The sequence below is a fragment of the Microbacterium sp. C448 genome (assembly GCF_000582705.2).
In the GTDB taxonomy this organism is placed as follows: Bacteria; Actinomycetota; Actinomycetes; order Actinomycetales; family Microbacteriaceae; genus Microbacterium; species Microbacterium lacus_A.
In genome coordinates this window covers 1-12,728 of sequence record NZ_HG779669.1, presented here as the reverse complement: position 1 = coordinate 12,728, position 12,728 = coordinate 1, and the positions used below count along the sequence as shown (strand labels likewise).

General features: G+C 68.4%; 14 protein-coding genes. 9 read left to right on the top strand and 5 right to left on the bottom strand.

The window, feature by feature from the left end; genetic code table 11:
• Window positions 1–923: HNH endonuclease signature motif containing protein (locus tag MIC448_RS07795; protein ID WP_144238010.1), on the top strand; the 923-nt coding region annotated here is incomplete at its 5' end.
• A gap of 106 nt (window positions 924–1,029) precedes the next feature.
• On the opposite strand, the gene MIC448_RS07790 is transcribed toward MIC448_RS07795, so the two are convergent.
• The 3 genes from MIC448_RS07790 to MIC448_RS07780 form a co-directional block, all read right to left on the bottom strand.
• Complete coding sequence (locus MIC448_RS07790; protein WP_036298059.1) at window positions 1,030–1,521, bottom strand: DUF3237 domain-containing protein; 492 nt, start codon at window positions 1,519–1,521, stop codon at window positions 1,030–1,032.
• 122 nt (window positions 1,522–1,643) lie between these two features.
• Window positions 1,644–2,228, bottom strand: a complete 585-nt coding sequence (locus tag MIC448_RS07785; RefSeq protein WP_036298058.1) for a nitroreductase family protein — start codon at window positions 2,226–2,228, stop codon at window positions 1,644–1,646.
• A gap of 98 nt (window positions 2,229–2,326) precedes the next feature.
• Entirely contained in the window at window positions 2,327–2,911 is a 585-nt protein-coding gene (locus MIC448_RS07780; RefSeq protein ID WP_036298057.1) for a low molecular weight phosphatase family protein, read from the bottom strand.
• A 30-nt stretch (window positions 2,912–2,941) separates the two neighbouring features.
• Between MIC448_RS07780 and MIC448_RS07775 the strand changes: the two genes are divergently transcribed.
• The 4 genes from MIC448_RS07775 (at window position 2,942) to glmM (ending at window position 6,356) form a co-directional block, all read left to right on the top strand.
• Entirely contained in the window at window positions 2,942–3,799 is an 858-nt protein-coding gene (locus MIC448_RS07775) for a CPBP family intramembrane glutamic endopeptidase (protein WP_081766252.1), read from the top strand.
• 199 nt (window positions 3,800–3,998) lie between these two features.
• A complete protein-coding gene (rplM, locus tag MIC448_RS07770; protein ID WP_036298056.1) occupies window positions 3,999–4,445 on the top strand; it encodes a 50S ribosomal protein L13 in 447 nt (148 codons plus the stop codon).
• 30 nt (window positions 4,446–4,475) lie between these two features.
• Complete coding sequence (gene rpsI / locus MIC448_RS07765; RefSeq protein ID WP_051513354.1) at window positions 4,476–4,979, top strand: 30S ribosomal protein S9; 504 nt, start codon at window positions 4,476–4,478, stop codon at window positions 4,977–4,979.
• 18 nt (window positions 4,980–4,997) lie between these two features.
• A complete protein-coding gene (glmM, locus tag MIC448_RS07760) occupies window positions 4,998–6,356 on the top strand; it encodes a phosphoglucosamine mutase (RefSeq protein WP_036298055.1) in 1,359 nt (452 codons plus the stop codon).
• 12 nt (window positions 6,357–6,368) lie between these two features.
• Here the strand turns inward: glmM and MIC448_RS07755 are convergent, their stop codons facing one another.
• Window positions 6,369–7,520 (bottom strand): ATP-binding protein, encoded by a 1,152-nt coding sequence (locus MIC448_RS07755; RefSeq protein ID WP_036298054.1) that lies wholly within the window; start codon window positions 7,518–7,520, stop codon window positions 6,369–6,371.
• Window positions 7,521–7,756: 236 nt separating this feature from the next.
• Entirely contained in the window at window positions 7,757–8,689 is a 933-nt protein-coding gene (locus MIC448_RS07750; protein ID WP_036298053.1) for a Ppx/GppA phosphatase family protein, read from the bottom strand.
• A gap of 71 nt (window positions 8,690–8,760) precedes the next feature.
• Between MIC448_RS07750 and coaA the strand changes: the two genes are divergently transcribed.
• The 4 genes from coaA to MIC448_RS07730 form a co-directional block, all read left to right on the top strand.
• Window positions 8,761–9,711 carry a type I pantothenate kinase gene (gene coaA, locus MIC448_RS07745; RefSeq protein WP_036298052.1) on the top strand — a complete coding sequence of 317 codons (951 nt, stop codon included), beginning with the start codon at window positions 8,761–8,763 and terminating at the stop codon, window positions 9,709–9,711.
• Between the two features lie 57 nt (window positions 9,712–9,768).
• Window positions 9,769–11,619, top strand: a complete 1,851-nt coding sequence (gene glmS / locus MIC448_RS07740; protein WP_036298051.1) for a glutamine--fructose-6-phosphate transaminase (isomerizing) — start codon at window positions 9,769–9,771, stop codon at window positions 11,617–11,619.
• Between the two features lie 140 nt (window positions 11,620–11,759).
• Window positions 11,760–12,170, top strand: coding sequence for a holo-ACP synthase (locus MIC448_RS07735; RefSeq protein ID WP_036298050.1), 411 nt, complete (start codon window positions 11,760–11,762; stop codon window positions 12,168–12,170).
• Window positions 12,167–12,728 (top strand): alanine racemase (locus MIC448_RS07730; protein WP_199484420.1); only part of this gene is annotated, 562 nt, incomplete at its 3' end. The genes MIC448_RS07735 and MIC448_RS07730, both read left to right, overlap by 4 nt.

Genomic DNA, 12,728 nt, shown 5'->3' with positions numbered 1-12,728 from the left:
CCGGCCCGCAGGCGTCGGCGCAAGAATTGCGGGTGCTCGCGCAGGTGTGGGCGAGCGTGCTCGATCAGGACGGCGCGGAGCCGGTCGAGGCATCCGCGATGCGGCGGCGCGGATTAACCGTGGGACCCGTGCGCGACGGGCTCGCGCGAGTGAGCGGCGATGTGCTCGCCGAGGTCGCGGCGCAGTGGCAGCGCAACTGCGACTCACTGTCGAACCCGAAGGTGCGGGGTGGGGTCGGCTTCGTTGCGGATGGTGTGGGCGTTGGTGATTCGGGCGATGCTGTCGGCGAGCCACGCGACACCCGGACGCATGCTCAGAAGATGCACGATGCCCTGGCGACGTCACTCGACGTCGCGGCTCGGTCGGGCGAGCTGCCGACGGTGGGTGGGGGAGCGCCGACCCTCGTCGTCTACGCCCGCGAAGAGGACGTCGTCGCGGGAACCGGATGGGTGGAGGTCGAGGGCATCAATGAGCCGGTCGGCATCGGGGTTGCGGAGCGGGCCGCGTGCTGCGGAAGCATCCAGCGCGTCACATGCAACGATCGGGGCCGGATCGTCGGCCTGAGCGTGACCGATCGGGTCTTCAACGCCATTCAGCGTAAGGCGATCAGTCTGCGCGACGGAGGATGCGTCATCCCCGGCTGCCACGTGCCGGCCGGGTGGTGTGAAATCCACCACGTCACAGACCATGCACTCGGAGGCCCAACGCATACGGACAACGGAGTCCTATTGTGTTGGGTTCACCATCGAACGTTGCCAACATCGGGCTGGTCCGTCGTGATGATCGACGGGGTGCCACACGTGCGCGGACCTGCCTGGTGGGATCCGGAGCGAAGATGGCGCCCGGCCGCGGGGTCGCGGCTACGGCAAAGAGCGCGCGTCGGTGCGGTCATGGGGCACCGAAGTTGGGCCGGAACGGGGTGAGGTGTGTGCGGCGGGGGGAGGAGCGCCCGGCGTGCGGTCTGCTGTGTCCGGCGTGAGGCGAGGGGTGTGGCCGGCGCAAGCGAGTGTCGGCGTAAGCGGGGGAGCGTCAGTCGATGACGAAGACGTCCAGCCGCACGCCCAACGGTGCCCGCTCGCCGACCCCGACGAACATCCGCGAATTCAGCCACTCCCAGGGGCCCGCCGGCGCGAAGAGCTGCGGCTGCGAACGGAAATAGATCCGCGCCGGATCGACCCGCTCACCCTTTGCGATGCGACCGAGATCCTCGGCGGAACCGGCGCGAAGCCCACGATTCTCGACATACATCCGCACACCGTCGTCGGTCTCGATGCCGTACCTTGCCTCGAGCATCTGGCGCCCGTCAGGGTGCAGCACCTGGAAATCCGCCCCACCATCCAACACCGTCCCCCGAATCTCAGGGCCCTCGATGGTGCCCGACAGAATCGGGACGATCCGGCGGTGTTCACCCCCGACGACACCCAGGTCGACCGGTGCACCAACCTGGACCTCGAGACGGAACAGGAACGACAGGGTTGGTGGGAGCGGCGTTGCAATCACAACGGCGATGCTGCCAGACATCCGTCGACTTCGCGGCGGTCGGATCGCGATGTGGGCGTTTCGACTCGCTGCGCTCGCTCAACGAGCGGGGTTGGGGAGCGGCGTTTCGACCCGCCGCGCTCGCTCACCGAGCGGGTGCGGGGTTACGCGCCGACGAGCACCAGATCGCTCACCGAGTGGCGCGAACGCGGTGCGAGCTCGCGCTCACGCACGTCCTCGTCCACCTGATTGATGTCGCCCAGCGAACCCACCGACATGACCGTCATCGGCACAAAGCGGGAATCGAGCCCGAACGCATCCGCGATCGCCTGGCCGTCGAAACCACCCATCTGGTGGGTGTGCAGACCACTCGCGTGCGCCTGCACGGTGAAGTGCGCGGCCGCCTGGCCGAGGTCATAGGCGGCCATGCGCAGCGGCTTGCCGTCCTCAGTCTCGGTCTCGGCGACGAACACGACGAGAGCGGATGCTGCGGCCGTCCACGACTGATTGAACCCGCGCAGCGCGGTGTGCACCGTCTCGAACTCGGGCGTTCCGCGACGCGCGACGATGAAGCGCCACGGCTGCGTGTTGTTCGCCGAGGGAGTCCACCGTGCCGCCTCGAGTGCGCTCTGCAGCGCGGACTCGTCGAGCGGAGCATCCGCGTCATAAACACGCGTGCTCCACCGCTCGGCCAACACATCCAAGATCGGGGCCTCGGTCGGGGCGGGGTTCGCGTGCGCGGTGATCATGGTGCTCCTCGATTGTGCACGGGTAGGTTCCCGCACGGGCCAACCAGGCGCCACGGGTAACTATTCCCCCGCATGTACCCGAAAGAGGATGCTGCGGCTCAGGCGAGAGCGATCCGCAGCACCCGCACGACCTCGTCCACCGCGGGCACCAGCTGTGATGCCGACAACTCGTACGTCTTCCACGAGCGGCGGTACGGGTCGATCACGTCGTCGTCCGAAGCGTCCGCCGGCGGTTCCACCTCGCTCCGCATCGCGGACACGTGAGCCGCCGCCAGGCGAAGCGCGTCACGCGGATCCGTCGCGTCGGCGACGGCGCGGGTGATCGACTCATCGGTCGCGTGCTGTGCCAAGCGCGCGAACTCGCGAACGGTGAAGGTCGCGCGGAGCCGACGCGGCGCGAGATCGACGATGGCCCGTCGATGCTCGCGTGACATCGCGAAAATCAGGTCGGGGGTCTCGAGCAACCCCTCGGTCAGGTGTCGAGCCCGGTGTGCGGCCGCATCCGGAACGCCCAGATCAACCGCGAGCCGCTGCGCCTCGGGGGTCATGCCCGACCCGACGAGCGCCCGCGTGCCCGCACTGCTCACGCGCACATCGAGAGGTGCGAGACGTTCGCGCAACAGTGACTCGGCCAGGGGCGAGCGGCAGATGTTGCCCGTGCACACCGTCAGCAGCTCGAGCATGACGAGGGGCCTCCCGGGTAACGTGGCAGCGTGCCCACCGAGCCTAGCGACGCGCCGACCGTGGGCGAAACGGATGCCTCGCGTTCGACTCCGCGTTCGACTCGGCTGTCGCAGATCGACGCAGACGGTGCGACGGAAGGTCGATCCGCGACAGCCGAGCGGCGTCGCCGGCGTCGCCCCGCCCGTGACTGGCGCGAGGGCGGCAGTACCGTCCGACGCTGGGGGTACGACCTGCTCGGCTGGACGATGCTGTCGTTCGGGGCCGGCATCCTCGGATCCTCCGCTCTCAGCACTCTCGCGCCCACGTTGGGCGGCGGACTGGTCGCACCTCTCGTCATGTGGGCCGGCATGCTGGTGCCGATCGTGCTGGCGTTCTCGCGTTCGCGACCCCGGATGCTGCTGCGGTTTCGGTGGGTCGACGTGCTCTACGGCGTCGTGCTCGGCGGCGCCCTGCGGATCGTGCAGGGCTGGCTCGACGTGGCAGCGGGAGCGAGTGGCGCGTTCCCGTCGTACCCGACGGTCAATGGGGCGCTGACCCCCGACTGGTGGTTCACCGAAGCCCTGACGCCGGTGATCATCGGACCGACGATCGAAGAGCTCTTCTTTCGAGGCGTACTGCTCGTAACGATCTTTACGGTCGTGCGCCGCGCTTTCGGCAAGGGCTTCGCCGCGTTCATCGCCCTGGTCGTCACGACGGGCGTGTTCGTCCTGGCACACGGAATCTCGGGTGCCATCGGCTGGGACGACGCCGTTGTCTTCACGCTCGTCGGCCTCGTTGCAGGACTGCTCGTCTTGCTCACGGGGCGGATCTGGGGCGCCCTCCTGGTGCACATCGTGTTCAACGGCACCTATGTGCTGCTTGCGCTGACGGGAACTCTGTTGGCCTAGGCGTCCGACTCCGCGGGCCGCACGTTTGGCCGCGGCCCCGGCCTGCGCTAAGCTGTTCCCTTGGTGCCTGTGCCCTGCTGGCCTGGCTACCGCGAACGTGAGCCCTCCACTGGCTCGTTGCCCGGACATCCGTCTGGAGACAACAACCCCGGAGCGGGATTCACGAACATCTCCGTTCGAACAAGAAAGCAGCACTACTGTGACGCGCACGTACACCCCCAAGGCTGGCGAGATCCAGCGCGAGTGGCTCATCATCGACGCGACCGACGTCGTCCTCGGCCGCCTCGCGAGCCACGCTGCAGCGCTTCTGCGCGGCAAGCACAAGCCCACCTTCACCAACCACATGGACACCGGTGACTTCGTGATCATCGTCAACGCCGACAAGGTCGCGCTGACGGGTCAGAAGCTCGAGAAGAAGAAGGCCTACCGCCACTCGGGCTACCCGGGTGGACTCAAGTCCGTCACCTACGGCGAGCTCATGGACAAGAACCCCGAGCGTGCCGTCGAAAAAGCGATCCGCGGGATGCTGCCCAAGAACAGCATCGGTCGCGCGCAGCTGGGCAAGCTCAAGGTTTACCGGGGTGCCGAGCACCCCCACGCTGCCCAGCAGCCCAAGACGTACACCCTCGACCAGGTCGCCCAGTAAGCGCCGCACTCACTTTCAAAGGACATACTCGTGGCGAACATCTCCGACTCCACTTCCTCGACTGACGAGGCCCCCCAGAGCTACTCGACCGAGACGCCCGCTGACCAGACGGCAGCAGCCGTCGCAGCCGAGCGTCCCGTCCTGACCGTTCCCGGCGCAGCCGTGGGCCGTCGCAAGCAGGCCATCGCTCGCGTGCGCATCGTCCCCGGCTCGGGAACGATCACGGTCAACGGCCGCGCGTTCGAGGACTACTTCCCGAACAAGCTGCACCAGCAGCTCGTCACCGACCCGTTCACGGTCCTCAACCTCACCGACGCCTACGACGTCATCGCCCGCATCTCGGGCGGTGGACCTTCGGGTCAGGCCGGCGCACTGCGCCTCGGCATCGCGCGTTCGCTCAACGAGATCGACATCGAGAACAACCGCGCCACCCTCAAGAAGGCCGGATTCCTCTCGCGCGACGCTCGCGTCAAGGAGCGCAAGAAGGCCGGACTCAAGAAGGCCCGTAAGGCGCCTCAGTACTCGAAGCGCTAACCAGCGGTCAGCGCTCCGATGCCGCTTTTTGGCACGGACGGCGTTCGGGGTCTCGCAAACGGGACCCTGACCGCCGACCTTGCACTCTCGCTTGCCCAGGCGACAGCAGTCGTCCTCGGTCAAGGTCGCACCGCCGAAGCTCGCCGTGCGCAGGGACGTCGCCTGACAGCCGTGGTCGCGCGCGACCCGCGTGTTTCGGGCGAATTCCTGACCGCCGCGGTCGCCGCAGGACTCGCCTCGTCGGGTGTCGACGTGCTCGAGGCCGGCGTTCTGCCGACCCCGGCACTCGCCTTCCTCGTCGCCGATCGTGACGCCGACTTCGGTGTCATGGTCTCGGCCTCACACAATCCGGCGCCCGACAACGGCATCAAGATCTTCGCCCGCGGAGGCATGAAGCTGCCCGACGCCGTCGAGCAACGCATCGAGCAGGCGATGTCGGGTCCCAAGCTCCAGCCCACCGGCGCGGACGTCGGGCGCATCGCGCGATTCTCGGATGCCGAAGACCGCTACGTCATGCACCTCCTGGCCTCTCTGCCCCAGCGGCTCGAGGGCGTCAAGGTTGTGCTCGACTGCGCCCACGGCGCCGCATCCGGAGTCTCGCCCGAGACGTTCCGCGACGCGGGCGCCGAACTCGTCGTGATCGGCGCCGACCCGGACGGCTGGAACATCAACGACGGCGTCGGTTCGACGCACCTTGACGTGCTCGCCGCCGCGGTGCTCGAACACGGAGCGGATGTCGGAATAGCCCACGACGGCGACGCCGACCGGTGCCTCGCGGTCGACGCCACGGGGCAGATCATCGACGGTGACCGGATCATGGCGATCCTCGCCGCCTCCCTCCACGAACGTGGACGCCTGCGCGACGACACACTCGTTGCGACGGTCATGAGCAACCTCGGCCTGCATCGGGCGATGGCCGAGCGAGGCATCCGCGTGCTCCAGACCGCCGTCGGCGACCGCTACGTGCTCGAAGAGATGAGCCGGGGCGGGTACTCGCTCGGCGGCGAGCAGTCCGGGCACCTCATCATGAGCGACTACGCCACGACCGGAGACGGCCTGCTGACGGGTCTGCACCTCGTGGCCGAGATGGCGCGCACGGGCAAGACCCTGGCCGAACTCGCGTCGATCATGACGGTGTTCCCGCAGGTGCTGGTCAATGTGCGCGACGTCGACCGTTCACGGGCCAACACGGACCCGGACGTTATCGCTGCTGTGGCCGCGGCATCCGCGTCTCTCGGGGATTCCGGCCGTGTGCTGCTGCGTCCCTCGGGCACCGAGCCGCTCGTGCGCGTGATGGTCGAAGCCGCAGACGAAGAGACGGCCCGCCGTCACGCCGACGAACTCGCCGATGTCGTGCGCACGGCCCTAGCGCTGTAGCGAGCTCATTCGTCAGGCGTTCGCGGCGACGGGCGGCGTGAACATGATCAGGCTGCAGCCGCCTTCGGCCGGCATCTCTGCTTCGAGCCTGCCGCCGATCGCGCTCACCTGGCGCCGGAGGTTGTCCAGGCCCGGGGGCTCGCCCATACCGGCGCTGCCGGTGCCGTCGTTCGTGATCGAGACGCGGACCATCCCGGCCACCACGCCGATCGTGATGTCGATGCGCTGTGCGTGACAGAACTGCAGCGCGTTCAGAACACTCTCGACGATCGTCTGCAGCACGACGGCGCGTCGGTCGATCGTCCGCGCATCCGAGCCGGTCGCGGCGAGGACTTCGGCTGAGTCACTGACCCGCAGACGTATGGCGATGGGGTTCGGGACCGTGGAGATGAAGGCGCGCACGGCCGGGATCAGTCCGTGTTCCAACGCCTCGGGATAGCTGAACAACGCGATGCCCTTCTGGCCGTCAATCGCAACACCCGCTAACTCGTGTTGCACGGCCTGCAGGCGAAGTTTCATGAGGCCATCCGCGTCGGCGGTGATCTCGGCAATCTCGTGCGCAACGTGCTGGAATCGCTCCGTGAGCGCCTCATGTGTCTTCGATGCCAGCCGGTAGCGACCCCTCGTTTGGGTGCGGAGCATCTGAACGAGCGCCTGGGAACTCTGCGCCGCGGGCAGGTGAGATGTGCGTTCCGCTCGCCGGACTCGCTGCTGCGAGCGCGTCACGAAGACCGCGAACGCGATGATCAGGCTGATCATGGTGCCGGAAACCGCGGCATCGGCGAGGGCAGGCAACACATCGTTCTGTGAGTAGACGCCGATCGCGATCTGCATCACCGCGCGGAGCGCCGCAACGCCGACCCCGGCGGTGAGGACGAGGGCCGCCGCGGGCAGGGCGCGACGCGTCTCGATGCGCAGCTGGCTGACGATGACGAGGGTCGAGATCACCGTCAAAAGGTTGATGAAAATGCGTCGACCGAGATCCCACCCGAACGGCACGGACTCGCCGACCGCGGTGTCGCCGATGCCGAGCACGATGACGGCCTGGGCCGTTGCGGCGAGAGCGAGAGCCCCCCCGAGCAATCCCACGGTGGTGACCATCGTGCGCATGTCCGCGTGACGGTCGGCCGTGCTCAACGCTTTGATGCGCTGAGCCTGCGTCACGGTGATCGGGATGGAAGTGGTCTCGGGCGCTTTTGATGTCTCGTTCGCGCGGCCCTCAGAGGCTCGACCTCGGGGTGACGCGGAGGCACTATCGGAGCTGGAGGTGGCGCGGCGTGCGTCGGTCGACACGTGGTACCTCCGAAATGGCTGGCGGGGATGGCGTTCCCCCCGCCGAGGCCGATACTAGCGCCACATCGGCCGATATCCCACATGACGCACGGTATTGCGCTTCTCGGTTAGCCCCAGGTCAGCGACTCGATATACCTCAACAGCACGCCCTCGCGCAGGGCCCACGGACTCACTTCGAGCTCGTCGACGCGCAGCGCCGTCATCGCCTCGTGCAACACGACCGCTCCCGCGACGATCTGCATCGTGCGGTCGGCGGTGATTCCCGGCAGCTCCTGCCGCGCGCTTGCGGGAAGGCGCGCGAGCCGCGGAATCCACGACGCGAGGGCGGCGCGGGGCAGAACCATCCGGTCGATTCCCGACCAACCGGGCATCGGATAGCCCGCGAGCTTCGCGAGCGAACGGATCGCCTTCGACGACCCGACGACATGGTCGGGCTTCGGGAGTGCGCGGAATTCTCGGGCGACCGGCGCGAGCACGTCGGCGGCATGGGCACGCAGGCGATCGACCGCGGCCTCGCCGGGCGGATCGTCGGGGAAGAACCCCAACGTCATCCGTCCGGCGCCGAGAGGAACGGATGCCGCGCGCTCGGGCAACTCGTCCGAACCCGATGCGAGCTCGAGCGAACCCCCGCCGATGTCGAAGAGCAGGATGCGTCCGGCCGACCATCCGAACCACCGCCGCACCGCGAGGAACGTGAACCTCGCCTCAGTCTCGCCGCCGAGCACTTGGAGGGGCTGACCGAGCGCCGCCTCGATCCGTTCGATGACCTCGGCGCCGTTCGTCGCCTCGCGCACGGCCGAGGTGGCGGTCGCGAGCAACTCGTCGACGGCCTCGGCGGCGGCATGATCGCGTGCCTCGGAAACAGCACTCTCGAGCGCTCGGATGCCGTCTTCCGTGATCGATCCGTCCGGCGCAAGGTAGCGCATCAGCCGCAGCACGGTGCGGTGGCTGGTCGTGCCGAGCGGCCGGCCCCCGGGTCTCGCATCGGCGACCAACAGGTGGACGGTGTTCGAGCCGATGTCGAGGACTCCCAGGCGCACCGGTGAAGCGTAGCGCGGCCGGGCTCCGTCTAACGGCCAGGCTCTGCCGACCGGCGCGATACCATCGGACGGTGCCCGCCGAGGAGACCACGACCACGTCACTGCTGACGCCCTACCGTGAAATCGAACGCGCCGAATGGGCGCGGGCGGCGGCCGGGATGGCCCAACCGCTGTCAGAGACAGAGATCGTGCAGCTGCGCGGACTCGGGGACCGCCTCGACGTCGACGAGGTGCGCGACGTCTACCTCCCCCTCAGCCGGTTGCTGAGCCTGTACGCCAACGCGACGAAGCGGCTCGGCGTCGATACGAGCGGATTCCTCGGCGAACCCGACACGACGACCCCCTTCGTCGTCGCCGTCGCGGGTTCGGTCGCGGTCGGAAAGTCGACGATCGCACGCCTGCTGCGCGAGCTGATGAGCCGCTGGCCCGGCACCCCGCGGGTTGAGCTCGTGACGACGGATGGCTTTCTGTTCCCCAACGCGGAGCTCGAGCGCCGGGGCCTGATGAGTCGCAAGGGCTTTCCGGAGTCCTACGACCGCCGTGCCCTGATCCGCTTCCTGACCGAGGTCAAGAGCGGGGCCCCCGAGGTGCGCGCACCCTTCTATTCGCACATGCGCTACGACATCGTGCCCGACGCGAGCGTCGTCGTCCGGCGTCCCGACGTCGTGATCGTCGAGGGCCTGAACGTCCTGCAGCCACCGGCTTCGCCGAACGATGTCGCCGTCAGCGAGTTGTTCGACTTCGCCGTCTACGTCGATGCCGAACCCGAGCACATCGCGCGGTGGTTCGTCGAGCGATTCCTGGCTCTCCGCCGCGGCGCGTTCGCGAATCCCACGTCGTACTTCAACGTCTTCGCACACCTGAGCGATGAAGAGGCTGTCGAGACGGCCATGAAGTACTGGGACGAGATCAACATGCCGAACCTCGTCGAGAACGTCATGCCCACGCGACACCGCGCGACCCTCATCCTGCAGAAGGGTCCGGAACACGGCGTCGACCGGGTGTTCCTCCGCAAGCTGTAGGCGCTCGGGCCGGCCGCCTCACCTGCCGCACAGCCGCGCCGACTTAGGATGTCCCTCATGTGTGGAATCGTCGGATATGTCGGCCCGAGGCCGAGCCAGGCCATCCTTCTCGCCGGACTCGCGCGACTCGAATACCGCGGCTACGACTCCGCCGGCATCGCCGTGATCGACGGCTCGGGCGAGCTCGGGATGCGCAAGCGCGCGGGCAAGCTGAGCATCCTGAGGGACAACCTGGCCGCGAACCCGCTCCCCGCGGGCACGACCGGCATCGGTCACACCCGCTGGGCGACCCACGGTGGGCCCACGGACGTGAACGCCCACCCGCACCTCGCCGACGACGATCGCCTGGCAGTCATCCACAACGGGATCATCGAGAACTTCTCCGAGCTGAAGGCAGAACTACTCGCCGAGGGCTACGAATTCCAGAGCGAGACCGACACCGAGGTCGCGGCCGTGCTGCTCGGGCGTGAGTACCGAAAGAGCGAAGACCTCGCGACGGCTTTCCGCAACACCGTCAGCCGCCTCGACGGCGCATTCACGCTGCTCGCCGTGCACGAGGATCACCCCGACCTCGTCGTTGGCGCACGCCGCAACTCGCCCCTCGTGATCGGGCTCGGCGATGGCGAGAACTTCCTGGGGTCGGACGTCGCGGCGTTCGTCGAGCACACGCGCCACGCACTCGCGATCGGCCAAGACCAGATCGTCGAGATCCGGCCGGGTGGTGTGACCGTGACCGATTTCTTCGGGACATCCGTCGAGGTCGAGCCGTTCGAAGTGATGTGGGATGCCTCGGCCGCCGAAAAGGGCGGATGGTCGTCGTTCATGGCGAAGGAGGTCTCGGAAGAGCCCGAAGCCGTCGCCAAGACGCTGCTGGGTCGGACCCGCGACGGCCAGGTCGTCATCCCCGAACTCGACGGGCTCGACGAGCTTTTCGCGGGCATCTCGCGCATCGTCGTCATCGCGTGCGGCACGGCCGCCTATGCGGGTCTCGTCGGCAAGTACGCGCTTGAGCAGTGGGCCCGCATCCCCGTCGATGTCGAGCTCGCGCACGAGTTCCGCTACCGCGACCCCGTGATCGACGCCAGCACCCTCGTGGTCTCGATCAGCCAGTCCGGCGAGACGATGGACACGCTCATGGCCGTCAAGTACGCGCGGGAACGCGGCGCCAAGACGCTGTCGATCTGCAACACGCAGGGTGCGACCATTCCGCGCGAGTCCGACGCGATCGTCTACACGCACGCCGGACCCGAGGTGGCCGTCGCATCCACCAAGGCCTTCGTCGCTCAGATCACCGCCCTCTACCTGCTCGCGCTCCACGTCGGACGCGTGCGAGGCGCCCTGGGCGCAACCGAGGCGGCGCAGCAGGTGCTCGAGCTCGAGGCCGTGCCCTCGAAGATCGCGCAGATCCTCGAGCGTGAGCAGCCGCGCATCGAGCAGCTCGCGCACTGGATGGCCGACACCCGTTCGGTGCTGTTCCTCGGCCGGCACGTCGGGTACCCCATCGCCCTCGAGGGCGCCCTCAAGCTCAAGGAACTGGCGTACATCCATGCGGAGGGCTTCGCGGCGGGCGAGCTCAAGCACGGGCCCATCGCGCTGATCGAGCCCGGCCAGCCCGTCTTCGTCATCGTCCCGTCGCCCCGCGAGTCCGCGCTTCTGCACGCCAAGGTCGTCTCGAACATCCAAGAGATCCGTGCCCGCGGCGCCCGCGTCATCGCTATCGCGGAAGAAGGGGATGCCGCGGTGCTGCCCTTCGCCGACGAGGTGCTGCGCATCCCGCTCGCGGCCCCGCTGTTCGAGCCGCTGCTGGCGGTCGTGCCGCTGCACATCTTCGCGATGGGCCTGGCGACCGCGAAAGGCCTCGACGTCGACCAGCCCCGCAACCTCGCGAAGTCCGTCACCGTCGAGTAGGCGCGCGGGGCTCCGCTGTCACAGATCGACCTCTCGCACGCCGTGGAACGTCGATCCGCGACAGCGGAGTATGCCTGCGCGGAGAGCCAGGCGGGCCAGGGGCGGGGATAGGGTTGCGAGGTGAAGATCGGAGCCCACGCGTGATCGTCGGGATCGGCGTGGACATCGTCGACATTCCCCGGTTCGAGAGCACGCTCGAGCGCACGCCCCGCCTGCTCGAGCGCCTGTTCTCACCCGCGGAACGGATGCTCCGGCCCCGCTCCCTCGCCGCGCGCTACGCCGCGAAAGAGGCGCTGATCAAGGCCCTCGGCGGTTCGGACGGGGTGCACTGGACCGAGATCGAGGTCACCCCCGAGGCATCCGGACGTCCCTGGTTCACCCTCGTCGGCTCGACCGCCGATGTCGTCGCCGCGCGGGGCATCACGGCGATCCACCTCTCGATGTCGCATGACGCCGGGCTCGCGACGGCGTACGTCGTCGCGGAGTCGGATGTCCCGGCATCCGCGGTTGCCGCGGCACAGCCCGCATCGCCTCTCGAGGAGACCCCATGACCCAGCTGCCGGCCGGCGTCATGCGCGAGGCCCTCATCGACGTCGGAGCGATCACCGCGAACACGCGCCACCTGCGCCGGCTGACCGGCGTCGAGGTCATCGCCGTCGTCAAGGCGGATGGGTACGGGCACGGTGCTGCGCGCGCGGCTGTTGCGGCCCTCGAGGGCGGTGCCACGCGTTTGGGCGTCGCCGACGTCTCAGAGGCGCTCGCTCTGCGTCGCGCCGGAGTCATGGCCCCGATCATCGCCTGGCTGCACGCGCCCGGCGCCTCGTTCGCGGAGGCCGCGTCGGTGGGTGTCGAGCTCGGCATCTCGAGCTTCGACCAGCTTCTGCAGGCGGCGGCTGCGGCATCCGTCGACCGTCCCGTCGCCGTACATCTGAAGCTCGAGACGGGGCTGTCGCGCAACGGCATCGCACCGGGGGACTGGAACGTCGTGTTCGCCGAGGCCGCGCGCCTCGAGCGCACCGGCAAGCTGCGGGTCGTCGGGCTGTTCAGCCACCTCTCGAACGCGAGCCGCGAAGACGACCTCGCGGCGCTGGTGACGTTCGAGGGCGGGG

Coding starts and splice junctions, on each gene's coding strand:
- MIC448_RS07780 (WP_036298057.1), bottom strand. CDS start 2,911: ATGCTCGAGCTGCTGACGGTGTGCACGGGCAACATCTGCCGCTCGCCC.
- glmS (WP_036298051.1), top strand. CDS start 9,769: ATGTGTGGAATCGTCGGATATGTCGGCCCGAGGCCGAGCCAGGCCATC.
- glmM (WP_036298055.1), top strand. CDS start 4,998: ATGCCGCTTTTTGGCACGGACGGCGTTCGGGGTCTCGCAAACGGGACC.
- MIC448_RS07785 (WP_036298058.1), bottom strand. CDS start 2,228: ATGATCACCGCGCACGCGAACCCCGCCCCGACCGAGGCCCCGATCTTG.
- MIC448_RS07790 (WP_036298059.1), bottom strand. CDS start 1,521: ATGTCTGGCAGCATCGCCGTTGTGATTGCAACGCCGCTCCCACCAACC.